Annotated in this window: 12 protein-coding genes and 1 pseudogene; 2 read left to right on the top strand and 11 right to left on the bottom strand. The window is 64.9% G+C overall.

Features of this window, described 5'->3' with window-relative positions; translation table 11 throughout:
- Nucleotides 1-31: 31 nt before the first annotated feature.
- From motB to KYG_RS08190, 11 genes and pseudogenes are all read right to left on the bottom strand, one after another.
- Complete coding sequence (gene motB, locus KYG_RS08235; RefSeq protein ID WP_008904404.1) at nucleotides 32-964, bottom strand: flagellar motor protein MotB; 933 nt, start codon at nucleotides 962-964, stop codon at nucleotides 32-34.
- 33 nt (nucleotides 965-997) lie between these two features.
- On the bottom strand, nucleotides 998-1,858 hold the full coding sequence (motA, locus tag KYG_RS08230; protein WP_008904403.1) for a flagellar motor stator protein MotA: 861 nt from the start codon (nucleotides 1,856-1,858) through the stop codon (nucleotides 998-1,000).
- A 265-nt stretch (nucleotides 1,859-2,123) separates the two neighbouring features.
- Complete coding sequence (locus KYG_RS23235; RefSeq protein ID WP_050813821.1) at nucleotides 2,124-2,585, bottom strand: hypothetical protein; 462 nt, start codon at nucleotides 2,583-2,585, stop codon at nucleotides 2,124-2,126.
- Nucleotides 2,498-7,387 (bottom strand): glycoside hydrolase family 99-like domain-containing protein, encoded by a 4,890-nt coding sequence (locus KYG_RS08225; protein ID WP_139019336.1) that lies wholly within the window; start codon nucleotides 7,385-7,387, stop codon nucleotides 2,498-2,500. Before KYG_RS08225 ends, KYG_RS23235 begins: the two co-directional genes overlap by 88 nt.
- Nucleotides 7,371-8,525, bottom strand: a complete 1,155-nt coding sequence (gene rffA / locus KYG_RS08220; protein WP_034693786.1) for a dTDP-4-amino-4,6-dideoxygalactose transaminase — start codon at nucleotides 8,523-8,525, stop codon at nucleotides 7,371-7,373. Before rffA ends, KYG_RS08225 begins: the two co-directional genes overlap by 17 nt.
- A gap of 13 nt (nucleotides 8,526-8,538) precedes the next feature.
- Entirely contained in the window at nucleotides 8,539-10,005 is a 1,467-nt protein-coding gene (locus KYG_RS08215; RefSeq protein ID WP_008904401.1) for an FAD-binding oxidoreductase, read from the bottom strand.
- 199 nt (nucleotides 10,006-10,204) lie between these two features.
- A pseudogene (locus tag KYG_RS25465) lies at nucleotides 10,205-10,705 on the bottom strand (hypothetical protein); the annotation flags it as partial.
- A 115-nt stretch (nucleotides 10,706-10,820) separates the two neighbouring features.
- A complete protein-coding gene (locus tag KYG_RS08205) occupies nucleotides 10,821-11,600 on the bottom strand; it encodes a class I SAM-dependent methyltransferase (protein ID WP_008904399.1) in 780 nt (259 codons plus the stop codon).
- An 11-nt stretch (nucleotides 11,601-11,611) separates the two neighbouring features.
- Nucleotides 11,612-12,262: a class I SAM-dependent methyltransferase gene (locus tag KYG_RS08200; RefSeq protein WP_008904398.1), complete on the bottom strand. Its 651-nt coding sequence runs from the start codon at nucleotides 12,260-12,262 to the stop codon at nucleotides 11,612-11,614.
- Nucleotides 12,259-12,969, bottom strand: coding sequence for a WbqC family protein (locus tag KYG_RS08195; protein ID WP_008904397.1), 711 nt, complete (start codon nucleotides 12,967-12,969; stop codon nucleotides 12,259-12,261). Before KYG_RS08195 ends, KYG_RS08200 begins: the two co-directional genes overlap by 4 nt.
- Before the next feature lie 97 nt (nucleotides 12,970-13,066).
- A complete protein-coding gene (locus KYG_RS08190; protein ID WP_008904396.1) occupies nucleotides 13,067-14,545 on the bottom strand; it encodes a flagellin in 1,479 nt (492 codons plus the stop codon).
- A 322-nt stretch (nucleotides 14,546-14,867) separates the two neighbouring features.
- On the opposite strand from KYG_RS08190, the gene KYG_RS08185 reads away from it, so the two are divergent.
- Nucleotides 14,868-16,343 (top strand): flagellin, encoded by a 1,476-nt coding sequence (locus tag KYG_RS08185; protein ID WP_008904395.1) that lies wholly within the window; start codon nucleotides 14,868-14,870, stop codon nucleotides 16,341-16,343.
- A 198-nt stretch (nucleotides 16,344-16,541) separates the two neighbouring features.
- Nucleotides 16,542-17,978, top strand: coding sequence for a flagellar filament capping protein FliD (gene fliD, locus KYG_RS08180; RefSeq protein WP_008904394.1), 1,437 nt, complete (start codon nucleotides 16,542-16,544; stop codon nucleotides 17,976-17,978).
- Nucleotides 17,979-18,027 lie beyond the last annotated feature (49 nt).

The following is an 18,027-nucleotide window of genomic DNA, read 5'->3' as shown; positions in this document are numbered from 1 at the left end:
GGGTGACGGGGAGTGTGACAAGTCGTAACTTCTACCGGCCCGGAGGGGGATTCTCCCGCGAATCTTGCAGAAGTTCTGTGGATGTGATTTCGGGAATCCCCTTGCCCATGAGTCGTTCTTCCGCCTCGCGGGTCAGCACCGTGATGGTGATGCGCCGGTTGGAGGGTGAGCGCGGGTTGTCTGGCTCCAGCAGATCGCTGGCCGCCAGGCCCACCACACGGCCCAGTTTAGCGTCTGGCATGCCGGCCGATACCAATTCGCGGCGCGAGGCATTGGCCCGGTCGGCCGACAGCTCCCAGTTGCTGTAGCCCCGGTCGCTGTTGCCATAGGGCACGGCATCGGTGTGCCCGGCCAGGCTGATGCGGTTTTCCACCCCGCCCAAGGCGGCGCCAATCTCGCGCAGGATGTCGCGCATGTAGGGCTTTACCAGCGCGCTGCCGCTGTCGAACATGGGGCGGTTCTGGTCATCAATGATCTGGATCTGCAGGCCGTCCGGCGTGATGTCGATGCGGATCTGCGACTTGTATTCGTTCAGGCGCGGGTTTTCGGTGATGAGGGCGTCGATCTTGGCCTCCAGCGCCTTGATGCGGGCCAGGTCCTCCTTGGCACGTTCGGCACGTGCGGCATCGATGCTCATGCGGCGCTGCTTGGCCGCCTCCTCGTCAGAGCGCCGCACCTGGCCGTGCACCTTCGACAAATCATTGCCACCGCCCGGAATCACGCTGGAGCTGTTGCCCGCACCATCGCCCCCCGTCATCGCCACCTTGAGCGGCGATGCGAAATACGCCGCAATGCCCTGCAGCTCCCCCTTGGCGGTGGAGCCGAGCAGCCACATCAGCAGAAAAAACGCCATCATCGCCGTCACGAAGTCGGCATAGGCAATCTTCCAGGCGCCGCCATGCGGCTTGTGCCCGCCCTTCTTGATGCGCTTGACGATGATCGGCTGGAGTTTCTTTTCTGCCATGGTGTGGGGCCCGTGCAGGAAGCTGCGCTGGCGTTACTTCTTGCCCTTTACATGCCCTTCCAGTTCAATAAACGAGGGCCGGTCTGTCGAGAAGAGCACCTTGCGGCCAAATTCGATGGCGGTAGCAGGGTTGTAGCCCTGCATGCTGGCCAGCAGGGTCGATTTGATGCACTGCAGCTCCTTGGCGGCATCTTCGGTCTTTTGCTCCACCAGCCCGCCCAGGGGCTCCACCACCCCGTAGGCCAGCAAAATGCCCAGAAACGTGCCCACCAGCGCCGAGCCGATCATGCCGCCCAGCACCGATGGCGGCTGCCCCACCGAGCCCATGGTGTTCACCACACCCAGCACCGCAGCAATGATGCCGAAGGCCGGCAGCGCACCCGCCAGCCGGGCAAGGGCTGCCACCGGGGCATGGGCCTCCTGGTGATGGGTTTCAATTTCGCTGTCCATCAGCGCTTCGATTTCGTGCGAATTGAGGTTGCCCGACACCATCATGCGCAGGTAGTCCGTGAGGAACTCGATCACGTGGTGATCACTGCCCACCGTGGGGTATTTCTTGAAGATTTCCGACTCGGCGGGCGTATCCACATCTTTCTCGATGGCCATCAGCCCTTCTTTGCGGGCCTTTTGCAAGATGTCATAGAGCATCGCCATCAGCTCCATGTAACGCGCCTTCGTGTACTTGGACCCCTTGAGCGCCATGGGAATCGCCGCCATCGTGGCCTTGAGCACCTTGGGCTGGTTGTTGACGACAAACGCGCCCAGCGCACCGCCCATGATGGTGACAATTTCAAAGGGCAAAGCCTTCAGGATCACCTGGATGTTCCCGCCGTGCAGCACGTACACGCCGAAGATGCATCCGAAGCAAACGATGTAACCGATGATGACGAGCATGGTTGAAAAGGAGTGGGTTCAGACTGGGTTCTCGGTACGGTCCGCAGTCGACGGGCAAGGATGGCTTAAATGTACTTCAGCCCCTCTGGCGTCGATGGCGCCATTTAGCAGCCAACAACCAGCTTTTCCGGCCCGTCTGAGGGAGCGTTGGCGGCGTGGTCAGTCTAATCATTCAGTGCCTTCATCTTTGAGGCTGCTCCTCTAGTAATAGCTGCCAGTCAAGAAATACTTGGGCAAACGGGCAATTCCATACACAAAGAGCTTTTCAGTCTGTCCAGGCGCGGTACCAATCCTGGAGCGGAGCACCGCGCAGCAACCAGTGTGCGGCCACCTGCTGCTGCAGCGCCGCACCCTCTTGGCGAGCCGCGGGCAAATCGGCCAGCCGCTCGCGCAGTGCCGCCACCCAGTCCTTGAACCGGTTCCGCACACGCCGCACGGGCAGGCCGCCGTCCTGGTAGGGCAGCACGTCGGAGCAGACTACGGGCACGCCGCACCAGCCGTATTCGAGCAGCCGAAGGTTGGATTTGCACTCGTTGAAGGCGTTGGCCTCCAGGGGGGCAATCGCCAGGTCCCATCCTTGGGTCACCGCCATGAGCTGGCGTGGGTACTCCAGCGTGGGCACGCCCGCGTAGTAGGTGCTCACGTAGCGGCGCAGCGTGGGGGGGCACATGCCAAAGAACACCCACTCCACTTCGTCGGCCAGTTCGCGCACCACGTCGGCAACCATCTCCAGGTCCCCCAGGTGCCCCGCCCCCCGGCCCAGCCAATGCGCGGCTTGCGGGGCAGGGCGCCGTCCACGGGCGGGCGCACGGGCGGCGCGCTGCCCCACATGCGCGGGGGCAGCCGGTTGGGGGCCACGCGCACCTCTGCGGCGTGGGGGCCGAGCGCCTGTGCCAGCGGTTCGGTGGACACCACAAGCCGGTCGCACAGGCCGATGCCCTTGAGAATGCGCCCGCGCAGGTCCTTGGGCATGTCCTGGTGATGGATGCTCTTCACGGGCACCTGGGCCATGTGGTCGTCCACCTCGTAGATGGTGCGCACCCCGGGTACGGCACGGGCGGCTGCAAGGGCGGCCAGCCCGGCTTCGGTGTAGGGGCGCTGGAAGACCAGCGTATCCGCCCCAGTGCGCAGCAGCAGGTGGGTGGGCAGCAACTCGGGTGAGGGCGCACCGGTGCACAGGCCGGCATCGCGCATGGCCGCCAAGGGCTGCAGGATGCGGTACTGGCCGCACCCGGTGGCATCGGCCGCGAAGACGGCGATATGGTGCGGCGTCAGGCCCTGCAGCGGGTCGGGCCGCAGCACGGTGCGGGTTTCGATCTCGTAATTGCGCTCCGACAGCGAAAGGTGGGGGCTGTAGTGCGGGTCGTGTGCCACCCATGCGGGCCAGCGGGCATAGAAGGCCGCCTGCTCGGCAGAAAAGCGCTCCTGCTTTTGCTGCTGGGTCTTGCCCTCCACGGCGGCGCGCTGGCTGGCGCTGCCCTCGTGCAGCAGGGTGGCCAGGGGCGTCCAGACAATGCGCCGGCCCGTGGCGCCAATGCGCAGGCAGAAGTCCACGTCGTTGTAGCTCACGCCGAACTGCGCCTCGTCCAGCCCGCCCACTTCGTCGTACACGGCCCGGGACACCAGCAGGCAGGCTGCAGTGACGGCCGAGAAGTCCTGCGTGAGCTGGGCGCGCCCCTGGTAGCCCGGCTGGTCCCCGGGCAGCCCCAAAAGGGGGTGGTCCGCCGGGCCGCACAGGCCCAGCACCACCCCAGCGTGCTGCACGCGCCCATCCGGGAACAGCAGCCGCGCGCCCACGGCGCCCACGCCTGGCCGCAGTCCCTGGCGTACCAGGTGCGTGAGCCAGTCGGCCTGGAGCGCGGCCGTATCGTTGTTGAGCAGCAGCAGGTATTCGCCCCGCGCTTCCCGCGCCGCCAGGTTGTTCATGCGCGAGAAGTTGAACGGGCCCGGGGCGCGCAGCACGCGGATGCGGTCGGGCATCACGCCTTCGAGGCCGGCCAGGAACTCGCGCGCTTCGGCCGTCTGGCTGTCGTTGTCCACCACCAGCAACTCGAACGCGGGGTAGGCTGTCTTGGCGAGCAGCGACTCGATGCAGCGGCTGAGAAAGGGCAGCTGGTCCCGCGTGGGGATGATGATGCTCACCAGCGGCGTGCGGGGCAGCGGCGGCAGCAGGTGGAAACTGCCGGGCAGCGGGCCTTCGAGCACCTGGCTGCCGGGCTCTGCCTGCGCGGCATGTTCGGCCAGTTGCTGGGCCATGGCCTGCCACGTGGCGCTGTCGGTGGCGAAGACTGCGGGCTCGGCGGTCGTGAGGTGCAGGGCCGGCACAGGCACGGGGAGGAAGGCGGCGGCGCCCCGTTCCCGCAACGCAGCCAGCGCCAGTCCATAGGCAAAGGCCAGACCGAAGCGGGTTGCGCCTGGCGCCTGCGCCAGATGTTCTGCCAGCCAGCCCGTGCGCACCGCTAGCGCCCGGCCCATGTAGGCGCAGGAGAGCAGCAGGTCCTGGTTGAAGGCGGGCTTCAGGCAGGGTGCGCCCAGGTGGCCACCTGCGTCGCGCTCATCGTGGTCCAGGTAGGCAATGAGCGCGGTGTCTGGCGCTGCCGCCAGCGCGCGGGCGAGCTGGGCCAATGCATCGTGCGCCAGCGTGTCGCCAGCGCACAGGCACAGCGCCCAGTCGCTTCCCTCCAGCCCATCTAGGAGTGCAGGCAGCGGTTCGCCCGCGGTTGGGGTCGCAATCCGGTTGGCCGGCCGCAGTTGTGCGGCCAGCGACGCGCGGGTAGTGGCCATGCCGGCCGGGCCATCGGCACTATCGCTCACCGCCACGGCCAGCACCACGCCGGCGCTTGCAGCCCTTAGGGCGGGCAGCAGCGCATCATCCGATGCCGCAGAGGCGCCTTCCAGCCAGCGCACGTATTCCGAAGGCGGTGCGCTCTCCCGTGCCAGCGCGCGCAGCTCGTTTTCCGGCCGCTGCAGCACGCGGCGGGTCGCCTCCAGGTAGGCGCGGCCCCAGCGGGCGTCGGGCTCCAGGGTGCAGCCCTCGCCCCACTCGTTCCAGGCGTTCACGAAGACCAGGCGCTCATCGCCCTCAAACTCGTCCAGCGTGCGGCCTACGGCCTGGCCCAGCCAGTCTTCATAAGCGTCTGGATTTGCCCCCACAAACAGGGTGGCACCGCCGCGCCGGCGGCGGGCGCTGTTGTCCCAGCCCGGCAGCAGGCCATGGAAGCGCTTGTAGTTCGGGCGCGGCCGCGTCAGCCAGGTGTGGGCCAGTTTGCCGTAGTCGCCCACGCGGGCATCCGGGTCGGCCAGCAGATTGGGCGGGCTGTTGGGCGGCAGGGTGGCGGCATGGACCTGGTGCGGTGGAAACTCTGCGGCTGCGTCAAAACCGTGCTCCGTGGGGTCGATGGGCACAAAGCTCTCCACCGCCACCAGGTACACCTCGCCCACGCCCAGCTCGCGCCAGGCGTCGCGCCAGGCGGCGGTGGTTTCGGCCAGATCGGGAATCACGTCCGTGCGGTAGACCAGCAGCACCGGCCGGCCGCCGATGCGGACATAGCGGGGATCGGCGAAGTAGCGCGCCAAATCGCTGGCGAAGCGCCCGTGCAGGCCAGGGGCGTAGGACTGCTGCATGAGAACGTCGTGCTCCCCGCCGTCCCAGCGGCGCGTCCAGTTCTCGTTGGCCCAGCACAGGCAGAAGGGGAGGTCGATCTCGGGGTGGGCCAGCAGCTGGTCCACTGGCTTTTCCAGCAGGCGGCGGCCGTCGAACCAGTAGTAGTGGAAACAGAACCCATGCAGGCCGTGCTCGCGTGCCAGGCGCGCCTGGGCCGCCAGCACATCGACCGAGGACAGGTCGTAGTAGCCGAGTTCCGTGGGCACAAAGGGCTGGGCATGGCCGTCAAACAATGGTTGCCCGGCGCGCACGTTGTCCCATTCGGTGAAGCCGGCGCCCCACCAGGCGTCGTTCTCGGGAATGGCGTGGAACTGCGGCAAGTGGAAGGCCAGCACGCGGGGGCGCTGGCTGGGCCGCGGGCGGGCGGCCTCGAGCGCCTGCTGTGCCGCCATGTTGTCGGCCAGCTGCACCAGCAGGGTGTCGATGCGCTCGCAGCGTGCCGCAGTAGCCTGCGCGTCGGGGGCGATGCGCGGCAAAGTGGCCGCCTTGGCGTACAGTGCTTCGATGCTGTGGCGGAAGGTGTCGTCGGAGTAATACAGCCGCACGGCGGCGCGGCCGAAACTGCCGCGCCAGCTGCGCAGTTCGGCGTCGCTTAGCAGGCGGTGGATGTCTGCCGCGTAGGCCTCGGGTGTGGACCAGAGGTAGAAATCCGCCGGAATGCAGTCGAACTCCAGCGAGAAGCCCGTGCCGCGCCAATCGGCGGGTGCATAGCGGACGATGGGCTTGCCCAGCGCTGCGGCCTCCAGCACGGTGGTGGGCGAAGACAGCGGGACCGAGTCTACATATACGTCGCAGGCGTGGTAGCAGGCGGCCAGGTCGGACTCCGGCAAGTAGCCCGACAGGTGCACGCGCCCGGCAAAGTGTTGCAGGAAGGACTGCCAGAAGGGTGCTTCGGCCACCCCCACTACCAGCAGATGGGCGTCGGGGTGTTGTTCCAGCACGGGCGTGAGCAGTGCCGCCAGATCGGTGCCCTCAATGGGCCAGTATTTGAACGGGGAGCCCGCCGACAGCAGCAGCGGCGCCTCGGCCGGAATGCCGAAGGCCGCGCGAACGTCGAGCCCTGAGGGGTGTTCGAGCCGCGAGAAGTCCATGGGCAGCAAGGCCCAGCCGATGTGCGCGCGCGCAATGCCCCGGCGGTGCTCCAGCACCATGGTGGCCGTGTTGATGGCTAGTGTGGAAATGCCCACACCCAGCCAGAACACGTGCGAGGCATGGTCCATGGCCAGCACCGGTGGTGCGTTGCGCACGGCGGGCACAGCGGTGCAGGGCAGCACGTCGTGCGGGTGGGTGAGCAACACCACCTGGTCTGCCTGGGTCACCAGATCCCGCAGCGCCACGGCCCGCCCCAGCCAGGAGGGAGCGTCGAGTTGCACGATGCGCACCCGTCCGGCCTGCGCCAGCGCCTGCAGCGGTTCGGGCAGCGGGCGGCCTTCCTGCTGCGTGAGCACCAGCGTATGCTGCGAACCCGTGTCGATGCCAATCCAGCGCCAGGCAATGCGGCTGTGGCCGCCCACGGCGTGCACGCTGGTGAGCACGGTCAACACGCGGCGTGGCGTGGCGGTTGCCCCTGGCGGCGGTGCGTGTTCGCTCGCCGGTAACGCCTGCCCGACCTGCGCCAGCAGCGACTCCAGGGCGGGCGAAGCGAACAGGCCGCTGTGCCGCATCCAGGCGCCGTGGGCGCAGTCGCTGGCAGCTTGCAAAGCGGCCTCAAGGTCGCCCTCGGCGATGCGCTGGCGCACCTGGTCCAGGGCCGCGGCAAAGGCGTCGTGGTTCGCGGCAACCCGTGTTGCCAGAGGGTGGGCTTGGGCCCCGTCGGCCGGGGCGGAGCCGGGGAGGAGGTCGGTCGCGTTACTTGTGGAGGCCATAGAACTGCTTCACGGCCGTTGCCACCACCCGCACATCCTCATTGCCCATGCTCGAATACATGGGCAGGCGCAGCAGCCGTGCGGAGATGTCCACCGTGACGGGCAGTTCGGCGTGCGCGCGACCGAAGCGGCGGCCTGCGGGCGCGTCGTGCAATGGCACATAGTGGAAGACCGCATGGATCTGGTGCGCGCGCAGATGCGCCATGAGGGCGGCGCGCTCTTCGGCAGAGCGGCACAGCATGTAGAAGATGTGTCCGTTGGCCCGCTGGGATGTGGCCGCGGGCAGCATGGCGAGGTGCTCTTCTTCGAGCGGGCGCAGCAGCTGCACATATTTTTCGTACAACGCGCGCCGGTGGGCGTTGATGCGCTTGGCGTGTTCCAGCTGGGCATACAGGAAGGCCGCCGTCAGCTCGTTGGGCAGGAAAGACGAGCCCACGTCCACCCAGGAGTACTTGTCCACCTCGCCGCGGTAGAACGCTTTGCGGTTCGTGCCCTTTTGCCAGATGACTTCGGCGCGCTCGGCCAACGCAGGGTTGTTGACGAGCAGCGCGCCGCCCTCGCCGCTGATCACGTTCTTGGTTTCGTGGAAACTCAGGCAGCCCAGGTCACCAATGGTGCCCAGCGCCGTGCCTTCGTCGTGGGCGAGGATCGCCTGGGCGGCATCCTCGATGAGCAGCAGGCCGTGCCGCTGGCAAATGGTCTTGATCACCGCCATGGCGCACGGAACGCCCGCGTAGTGCACCGCCACGATGGCCCTGGTGCTCGGTGTGATGGCCTGCTCGATCAGTGTCTCGTCGATGTTCAGCGTGTCGCGCCGGACGTCCACGAAGACCGGCACCCCGCCGCGCAGCACAAAGGCGTTGGCGGTGGACACAAACGTGAACGAAGGCATCACCACTTCGTCGCCCGCGCCGATGTCGGCCAGGATGGCCGCCATCTCCAGGGCCGTGGTGCACGAAGTGGTCAGCAAGGCCTTGTAGCAGCCGAGGTGCTCCTCCAGCCATTCCTGGCAGCGCCGGGTGAAAGCGCCGTCGCCCGCGATGGAGCCGTTCATGACGGCCTGGGCAATATAGAACAGCTCCTTGCCGACGATGAAGGGCTTGCCAAAGGGGATGGGCGCGTGGTCGTGTGGCTGCATGAGGTATGTCGGTTCAGGCGCGGGCATGGCCGTAGCGGTACATGTCCAGCATTTCAGGGGGAATGCCCCAGTCTATGGCACCGACCTCGTCGTGCAACCTCTCTACCTGGTCGCGCAGCATCTGGGCCACCTGTTCGGGCATGCGGCTCTTCGCGGGCGAAAAGCCATGCTGGTACGCGGCGCTCAACTGGTGCCGCACGGCTTTGTCCACCGCCTGCTCGCGCGTGAGCAGGCGCAGGGGAGCGCGTTCCGGCGCGAAGCTTGCGAAGCGCTCGTCCACGGCCTCGCCATGCAGCAGTGCCGCCATGTACTGCGAAATAACGGGCGCCAGATGAAAGCCGTCGCGTTTGGTGCCGGTGGCGACCAGCAGGTTGGGCAGTGATGTGCGCCCCAGCAGCGGGTAGGTGTCCTGGCTGGTAGGGCGCCAGCCCACGTTCACGCGGACCAGGCCGGCGCGATAGAAATTGCGGTTGATCTGCTCCATGCTCGCCTTGAGCAGGGCTTCCACGCTGCCGACACGACCGTGGTGCACGGGCGTGGGCGAGGTGAAGTTGCTGGCGCCGACGAGGATGCGCGACCCGCGGGGAACCTCGGGGCCGGTGTAGTAGGGCACGCTGTACACGCCGCAGGCCAGGCCCCGGTTGGGCGTTCGGATGCAGTGCGTGTGCGGGTGCTCGGGGCTGTCCAGTTCCAGCGACACCCCCACACCATAGAAGATGCGCTGCACGGGCAGGCCCAGCTGGCTGCGCGCAAGCACATCCGTGGCGCTGGCGCCGGTGGCCAGCAGGAACCGGTCGCCTTCCACGCGCGTACCGTCGGCCAGCACGGCGGCCGCGATGGCCGCACCCGGGGCGCTGGCCTCCAGCCGGTCGACGCTGGTATCCAGGAAGCGCACCCGTGCATCGCGCCGCAGAATGGCGTCGATTTTCTCCAGCATGAGGCGGGGATTGGCCCAGCCTTCGCCAGGGATGTACACCGCCCGGGTGGCACGCTGGCGCTGTTCGGGTGCGTAGTTGGGGATGTCGCGCGGCGACACCAGCGAGTGCGGTTCGTTGAAGTCGCGCAGCGCCTGCACGATGGCGTCGAAGTTCTCGTCGTCCAGGTCGTCGGCGGCGTTGTTGTTGACCACATAGGTGCCGCTGGTGATGCATCCACCGCAGTTGAAGCCCTGGCAACCCTGGCAGCCGGCCGGCAGGGCCTCGCCAGCAGCCGCGATCAGAGCGCGCTCGAAATCCGGCCACATCTGTGTAGCGAGGTGGCTGAGTTCGAAGCGGTACAGGTCCAGGGGGTGGTCCAGCGATCCGGCCTCGATTTCGGCAAAGGAATTGAACATGGCCGCGGCGGCCAGCGTGGCGGAGCCAGGCCTTGCGAAGCGGCCCACGATGGTCAGCGTGTCGGTGGATTGTGCGGTCCAGCGCTGCACCAGCCGGAAGGCGGTGCTCAGCGCGACGATGCCATTGCCGAGGACGACGGTGTGCATGGGGCGTGGCTCAGGCCTTGCGTGCGTAGCACAGGCCAGGGTAGGTGGCGGCGCGATGCAGCGTGTGGGCTCGCCCGTGCAGGAACTGCTCGGCATACGCGCGCCCTTCGGCCACGATGGCATCGCGCGTCAGCTGCCAGAAGGCGACGATGCCGCCGGGCACCAGGCGGTCCCAAACCTGTGCGAGGCCCTGGCGGGTGGGGTCGTACGCGTTCACGTCGAAGAACGCCAGGGCCACGAACTCGTTGGGATGCTGGGCAAAGAAGTCCGGCAGGGTCTGCCGGCAGTCGCCAGCGATCACGCGGTGCTTGCCATGGTTCTGCCCCATGGCATTGCAGCGCTCGTGCACCGTCAGCAACTCGGTCAGGTATTGGGCATAGTCCCCGCCCACGGCGTAGGTGCCCTCCGTATGGGTGGTGCTGGCTCGGTCGGAGTCGGAGAAGCCGGCATAGCCCTCAAAGGTGTCGAAGCACACGATGCGCCGCGTGAAGTGCAGGGGCTCGTGGATGGCGCGCAGGTTCTCGCACAGCACGGCGGTCTGCCCGCGCCAGGTGCCTATGTCCAGAATGCAGCCCGGAATGTCCACGATCTGCCGGTAGATCCCATCGATGGCGAGGATGCGCGCCAGCAGCGATCCGCGCAGGAACAGGCCGAGCGAGCGCTCTTTTTCCTCGGGCGTGGCGCGGTAGTCTTGCAGCATGCCGAAGAGTTGCTCGCGCGCCGCCAGGCTGTCGCTGTTGGAGTATGTGAGCGCCGACGACTCGTGGGTCGCGTGGCTGGCAGTGGAGGTGGGAGAGGGCATAGCGGGCGAAGGCTCAGACAAAGCTCAGGTGGGCGCGCTGGTCGCCGTGCACCAGACGGGCGGCGGGCAGCAGCTGGGCGGGAATATCGACAAACGCGACGTCGGAATTCACCAGGCTCCAGTGCAGTGCCTGCTCCAGCAGGCTGCCTTTGCGCGCGAGGATGACGTCGGACCAATCGGTGCTGGTGATGGCCACGGGTGTGAAATCGCTGCGCTTGAGAAAGTTTCCCACCGCCTCCAGCACGCCGAGGTTCTGGCGCAGGCCAGCGTCGCTGAAGCAGCAGTCATTGAGCATGAAAGCGCCGTTGGCGCCCACCAGCTCCTGGTAAAGCATCAGGTCGCGCAGCACATATTCATATTGGTGGCTGGCATCGACGTAAATCAGGTCGTAGGGCGCACCCTGGTTGAGCTGGCGTACGGCGGGCAGGGCATCTGCCGTGGGCGAGCGCACGATGGACACGCGGGGTTCTGCGGCAAAACGCTGCTGGCACCCATCGTGCAGCCGGTCCCAGGTAGCTTGCTCCCAGGTGGGGCCACCAAAATAAAAGTCGTAGGCCTCAGGCGGGTCGATCCAGGAGGGCAGGGGGTCGAAGGGACAATAGTCGCGGTTCGACGCCGTGCTCCAGCTGTCCACCAGCACCAACTGCGCGGGGTTCAGGCGCTGCAGCAACTGCTGGGCGTTGTCGCCCTTGCACACCCCCAACTCCACCACATGGGGCTGTACCTGCAGGGCGCGGAAACCATGCTGCAGCACCGAGTACATCAGGTTGCGATCGATGTCGCAGACTTTCATGCGTTTCCTTCTCAATCTGCGGGCTCGGAAAAAGCCGCATCCTTGCGCACGATGATCGTGAAATCATAAAGATCATAGTCATGCAAAAGCGCGACATTCCGGGCGTATTTCCGTTTGCACCAGTCAAAGAGCCACAGCGGATCGGCGTAGTACAGGTCGGGCCGCATGCGGTCGGGATCTGAATACCGGGTCAGCGCATTGAAGGCAAAGCCCAGCCGGCTGTGCGTGTTCAGGTCGTCCAGCACACCGAGGATGAATTCCTGCCACGCCGCCTCGGGCACCTGGCCGCGCACGTTGAAGAGGCCGCTGGCGACCGCGTAGTCCGCCACGCGGGGGCATCCGCTGCCTACAGCGAACGCGCCCTGCGCGCCATGGCGCTGCCTGGCCGCGTCCACCATGTCCGGCACCAGGTCGATGCCCAGGTAGTCGACCAGCTCACCCGCAGCACCCAGGTGGTCCAGCAGGGCCCCGTACCCGCAACCCAAGTCGTTCAGCGAGGGGGGCGATGCACGGGCGCGGCTCTGAGGCAGGAGTTTGCACAGTTGTTCAAAGCGCAATGCCTGGGCGCGCGCGTGGCCCCAATCGACGCCGTTCGGAACGGGGCCGTGGGCGCGGAACTTGTCCTCGTAATAAGTGCGGGTAGCGGCGATGGGACTGTTCATGGGGCTGCGGGCGCTGGTCGATCCAGGTAGCGTACTGCCTGGGCGCCAGTGTTCATCAGCAGATCCACCGCGCTCACGTGGTGATCGAACGGGCCGTGGAGCTGGGGATACGGGGGGTAGCCTGTGTAGTCAAACTCTTGCACCGCGATACCGGCCTCTTCAAAAAGGTGCTGGTCCAGGTAGCTTCGTGCAGCGGGGCCGGTGAGATACGTGGTCGCCCCCAGGGCCTGGCACAGGTGCACCAGATTTTCCGTGCGGCCCGGGCAGCGGCCCAGGGTGGATGAGTTCACCAACGGAGTATGCACACCCAGCAGGTCGGCCATGCCGCGCAGCAGCAAGGCGTTGACCTGAGACAAGTGCGTAAGGCCAGCGCAGCGGGCATACAGCTCTGCGAGCGGCGGGCCCACGGTGTCGTAGTGCGCCGCCGCGCGGTAGTTTGCATGCAAGCTGGCCCAGTGCCGCTCATGCCAGAGCGGCTCTGCAATTTCCACCTCGCGGATCTGCTGCAGATAGCGGCTCTTGACTCGCACGGGCAGGGTCAGCCATTGCACGCCCTGGGAGGTCTTGATGCGGTTGCGGTTGCGCCAGTCGCGCTTGGTGTATTGCACGTCGTCGTAGAGAACGAAGATGTCTACCGCGCGCATGAGGTCGAAATACCCCTTCCAAGGAATGTAGTTCGACTGAACGATGGCGACGGTGAGCGGCATGGTCGGTGTTCTACTGGCGGGCGCGCACTGCCGGAATAAGCTGGGCTGGCCTGTGAAGCCGTCTATTGTGCGGTATCCGCGCCGGCCGCCGCGCGGCTTAGCCGTTCAGGAGTGCTAGCACGCCCTGCGGAATCTGGTTGGCCTGGGCCACCATTGCCGTGCCGGCTTGTTGCAGGATCTGCGCGCGCGACAGGTTGGCCGTCTCGGCTGCGAAGTCGGCATCCAGGATGCGCGAACGCGAGGCCGACAGATTCTCGGAGGTGATGTTCAGAGCCGCAATGCTGGTTTCGAAGCGTGATTGAAGTGCACCGAGCTTGGCGCGCTCGCTGCTGACAAAAGACAGGGCAGAGTCCACGGTCTTGAGCGCTTCGGTCGCCTTCTTGAAGGTAGTCACGTCCAGGTCGGAGACTTTTTGCAGCGAGGAGCCGGCGTCCGTAAACGCGTTGGAGGTGGTCACATCCGTGGAGAAGGACTTGTCGGAGTCCAGCACCACGTAGCCGCTGGTCAGAGAGTTGTCGGCAGTGGTGTCTGCCGTCAGGGTAACGGTGCCAGTCACGGCGGTGCCGTCGGCCTGCAGCTTGGTCACAGAAACGTCGCCGGCGTTGGTCACCGTCGTGTCGCCCACCCGGATGTCGTTGCCTGTGGCGTTGGTCAGCACAATCGCCGTGCCCGCCGCGTTGAGCGAAGCGGTCACGCCGGTCTTGGAGGACTGTTCGTTGATGGAGGCAATACCCGCCGAGAGTCCATCGGCGCCAGTAGCGGCCGACAGTGTGAAAGACACGGTCTGGTCTGCACCGTTGTCGGAGCGCAACGCCAGGGTGTACGACCCGGCGGCAACAAATGCTACCACCGTCTCAGTACGGGCAGTGGCATTCACGCCGGTGGTGGCGCCCACCAGGTTGATATTGTCGGCAATGGTCTTGGCTGTCTGGTTTGCCGCAATGTTCACCGTGGCCGAACCCCGTGAGCCATTGATGACCACGCTTCCAGAGGTGGTGCTGTTGGCGCCCCAGGCCGCGCCCGAGGTCGGAGCGCCCGCGCCGTTGGCCGAGGTGTTCTGGTTGTTGCCGTAGGTATTGGTGCGCAAGTTGGCAGTGGCGGCGATGATGGTCTGGTTGGCATTGGCGCCCACTTGGAACTGAGCAGTACCAAAGGTGCCATCCAGCAATTTCTGGCCGTTGAACTCGGTGGTTTGCGAAATCCGGTCAAGCTCTGCCACCAATTGGCCGACCTCCTGCTGCAAGGCTTGGCGGTCGCTGGCGCTGTTGGAGGCGTTGGCCGATTGCACCGCCAGCTCACGCACGCGCTGCAGGATGTCGCCGGCGGACTTCATGGCGCCTTCCGTCACCTGGGCCAGGGAGATCCCGTCGTTGGCATTGCGGGCCGCCTGGTTCAGGCCGCGGATCTGGCTGGTAAATCGCTCGGAGATGGCCAGGCCTGCCGCGTCGTCCTTGGCGCTGTTGATGCGCAGGCCCGAAGACAGGCGCTGGATGGATGTATTGAGCGAAGACTGGCTGGTGCCGAGGTTGCGCTGCGCGGTGAGCGAACTGACATTGGTGTTGATAGTTGCGGCCATGGCGAAACTCCTTAACGTCGCGAGACGGATCTGTTTGCCGGTTCAAGCGCACCCGTCCGGCTGTCAATGGGGGAACGATGGTTGGATTGTGGAGACGCCGATTTCTGGTGTAGGGGAGATAAGCGGCAAAAAAGTCGCGCAACTTGTGCGTTTGCCCCTCAAGTTTTCCGGATGTGGTCCGAAAACAATTGCAACGGTCCCTCAGTGGCCCGCCGTTCACCAGGTTGCTTGAAGGCACCGGCGAACCCAGGAGGCCAGCGTGGTGCTGGCGCCCCGGCTGGCGGCAACGCCATATTCAGTCAGTTCTTTCAGGAGATTTGCAATGGCTTCCACCATCAATACCAACGTCGCATCGCTTACCGCCCAGCGCAACCTCGGCACCAGCCAGTCTTCGCTCAATACATCCATCCAGCGCCTGTCTTCGGGGCTGCGCATCAACAGCGCCAAGGACGACGCGGCAGGCCTGGCCATCTCTGAACGTTTCACGGGCCAGATCCGTGGCATGAACCAAGCTGTGCGCAATGCCAACGATGGAATTTCGCTGGCCCAGACGGCAGAAGGTGCAATGAAGGCGTCCGGCGACATCTTGCAGCGCGTGCGTGAGCTGGCGGTGCAATCGGCCAACGCCTCCAACAGCGCCAGCGACCGCCAAGCCCTGCAGCAGGAAGTCTCGCAACTCGTATCCGAACTGGACCGCATTTCGCAGACCACCGAATTCAACGGCTCCAAGCTGCTGGACGGCAGCTTCGGCACCCAGCAGTTCCAGGTCGGCGCCAATGCCAACCAGACCATCACGGCTGCTACTGCGAACATGCGCACCACCACGTACGGTAACAACCAGAATACGTCAGTCAACGGTGCGGGCGGTGCCGCCTCGGGCGCGGCGTGGGGTGCCAACAGCACGACGTCGGGCACGGTGGCTATCAACGGCTCCCTCGGCAGCAAGACGGTGAACATCGCGGACAACGCTACGGCCAAGACCATCGCCGGCAACATTAATGCCGTCCAGGCAGACACCGGGGTGAGCGCCACCGCGCGCACGACTGCGCAAGTGAGCTTCGGCGCTGCTGGCTCTTATACCCTGGCACTGCGCTCGGACAACAGTGCTGACCTGAACGTGTCGTTCACGCTTTCGGCGTCCAATACTTCCGAGGGGCTTACTGCTGCGGTCTCGGCGATCAACGAGCAGTCGTCGAAGACCGGCGTGACGGCTACGGTGAATGCCGCAGGAACCGCGATCGAGCTGACGAACGCGACCGGCAATGACATCCGTGTGGCAGATACCGCAGTCCAAAACGCTGGCGCTGTGACGGTCACCAAGCTTCAGGCCGACGGCACCGCTGTAGCGGGTGATGTCGTCCTGGCAGCCGACACCGTCGCCAATAACTCGCTCACCAGCGGTTATGTGGTACTGGATTCGGCAAAGTCCTTCTCGACGGACGTGACCACTTCCAACGCGTTCACGGATGCGGGCTCGTCGCTGCAGAAGGTCTCCGACCTGGACGTCACCACCTTCAAGAAAGCTACAGAGGCGCTCAAGACCGTGGATTCGGCGCTTTCGTATGTGAGCAGCGAGCGCGCCAAGCTTGGCGCCCTACAGTCGCGCTTCGAAACGTCGATTGCCAATTTGCAAGTGACCTCTGAAAACCTTGCTGCTTCGCGCAGCCGCATCTTGGATGCTGATTTCGCTGCAGAAACCGCCAACCTTTCGCGCTCGCAGATCCTGCAACAGGCCGGTACGGCAATGGTGGCCCAGGCCAACCAGCTGCCCCAAGGTGTGTTGGCCCTGCTGCGTTAAGCGGCGGGCATGGCAGCCAGGGCGTTGCAGCGCCCTGGCGAACCTCAGGCGGCGGCAGATTTCTGTCGCCGCCATTTGGCTTTTTGGAAGGCGGGTGCCAGGACCGCTGGATAAGACAGGTTTTCCTGGCGTGTTTACGGATGTTCGTTGACGCCATTCGGCGCCATAATTTCCGTTGAACCAGTTCAGGAGGTTTGTATGGCAACCATTTCATCCCCAGGCGTAGGCACAAACGGGCTTGATGTCAAAAGCATCATCACCCAGCTGGTCGCTCTGGAAAAAAAGCCCCTGGACACACTGAAACTCCAGGCTGCAACGGTCAGTACCAAAATTTCTGCCTTTGGTCAGATCAAGTCGCTGGTCTCCGCCTTCTCAGACGCTGCTGGAAAACTGGCCAGCCTGACGGGCTGGAACGGCGTTTCAACTACGTCTTCAGACTCTAAGTTTGTATCGGCCACCGCTATTGGGGGCACGTTGCCCACCACTTTCAGTGTGGAGGTGCAGGGCTTGGCCAAGGCCCAGGCAACAGCCTCTGCGGCGCTGCTACCGGTAGGTGGTGCACTGGGCGCAGGCACACTGCGCCTTGAGCTGGGCAAGTGGAGTGTGGCACCCGCTTCGTTCACCCCCAGCAGCGGCCAGCCCGTGGACATTGCCATCACCGCCACTGACAAGCTGTCGGATGTGGCCAGCAAAATCAACGGCGCCAATGCCGGGGTGACTGCTTCGATCTTGTCGGATGCCTCCGGAGAGCGCCTGCTGCTGCGCAGCAAATCCACCGGCGAGGAGTTTGGCTTTCGTCTCAGTGTCATGGAAGGCGGTGATACAGATATCACCAGTCCGGGTAACACAGATGCTTCAGGTTTGTCGCGTTTGGTAGCTGGTAGCACCATGACCCAGGTGGCGGCCAACGCCAAGGCAACCGTCAATGGCATTGCCGTCACGTCTGCCACCAACACGTTTGCCTCCACGATTTCGGGGGTTACCTTCAAGGCCGAGCAGGTTACGACTGCGGCTGTGGATATCACTGTCAGCAAAGACGATTCGGCTATCAAGGCCAATATCGATGCGTTTGTGAAGGCTTACAACGACATCAACCAACTGTTGCAAGAGGCCACGAAGTTCGATCCTAAAACGAATTCCGCTGGTCTGTTTCAAGGTGACTCCACGACTGTGGCCCTTCAGAACTCCCTGCGCAACGCGATCCAGTCGGTTACCTCCTCCGGGGGGCCATTTCAGCGCTTGGTGGATCTTGGGATCACCCAGCAGCGGGGCGGCGATCTGGCAGTCGACAGTGCAAAGCTGAACAAGGCGCTCACCGAAACCCCAGAAGATGTGAAGAACTTCTTTCGCAGTACCGGCGGAGGTGCCGCAGACGGGGTCGCAGTCAAGATCAAGGCGCTTGCCACCAACCTTCTGTCGAATGATGGGTTCTTCAAGTCCAAGGACGACTCCTTGCAGCTGAGTCTGAAACGCAACAGCCAGGATCAGGCGCGGGTGAACGAGAAGGTGGATGCCTTTGAAAAGCGGATCACCAGACGGTACAACGCTCTGGATACGCAGTTGAGTAGCTTGAACGGACTGAATGCCTATATTTCGCAGCAGGTGTCTGCATGGAACAAATCGACGGGTGGATAAGGGCTTCAGTTTTTCTGGCGCCAGCCGATAACTTAAGTAATACCTCGGA

This window comes from Acidovorax sp. NO-1 (assembly GCF_000238595.1).
GTDB lineage: Bacteria > Pseudomonadota > Gammaproteobacteria > Burkholderiales > Burkholderiaceae_C > Acidovorax.
This window is presented reverse-complemented; position numbering and strand designations above follow the sequence as displayed.

Excerpts from the sequence above, each read along its gene's own strand:
- KYG_RS08225 (WP_139019336.1), bottom strand. The coding sequence starts at position 7,387 with ATGGCCTCCACAAGTAACGCGACCGACCTCCTCCCCGGCTCCGCCCCG.
- KYG_RS08195 (WP_008904397.1), bottom strand. The coding sequence starts at position 12,969 with ATGCCGCTCACCGTCGCCATCGTTCAGTCGAACTACATTCCTTGGAAG.
- fliD (WP_008904394.1), top strand. The coding sequence starts at position 16,542 with ATGGCAACCATTTCATCCCCAGGCGTAGGCACAAACGGGCTTGATGTC.
- motB (WP_008904404.1), bottom strand. The coding sequence starts at position 964 with ATGGCAGAAAAGAAACTCCAGCCGATCATCGTCAAGCGCATCAAGAAG.
- rffA (WP_034693786.1), bottom strand. The coding sequence starts at position 8,525 with ATGCAGCCACACGACCACGCGCCCATCCCCTTTGGCAAGCCCTTCATC.
- KYG_RS08215 (WP_008904401.1), bottom strand. The coding sequence starts at position 10,005 with ATGCACACCGTCGTCCTCGGCAATGGCATCGTCGCGCTGAGCACCGCC.
- KYG_RS08200 (WP_008904398.1), bottom strand. The coding sequence starts at position 12,262 with ATGAACAGTCCCATCGCCGCTACCCGCACTTATTACGAGGACAAGTTC.
- KYG_RS08190 (WP_008904396.1), bottom strand. The coding sequence starts at position 14,545 with ATGGCCGCAACTATCAACACCAATGTCAGTTCGCTCACCGCGCAGCGC.
- KYG_RS23235 (WP_050813821.1), bottom strand. The coding sequence starts at position 2,585 with ATGGTTGCCGACGTGGTGCGCGAACTGGCCGACGAAGTGGAGTGGGTG.
- KYG_RS08205 (WP_008904399.1), bottom strand. The coding sequence starts at position 11,600 with ATGAAAGTCTGCGACATCGATCGCAACCTGATGTACTCGGTGCTGCAG.
- motA (WP_008904403.1), bottom strand. The coding sequence starts at position 1,858 with ATGCTCGTCATCATCGGTTACATCGTTTGCTTCGGATGCATCTTCGGC.
- KYG_RS08185 (WP_008904395.1), top strand. The coding sequence starts at position 14,868 with ATGGCTTCCACCATCAATACCAACGTCGCATCGCTTACCGCCCAGCGC.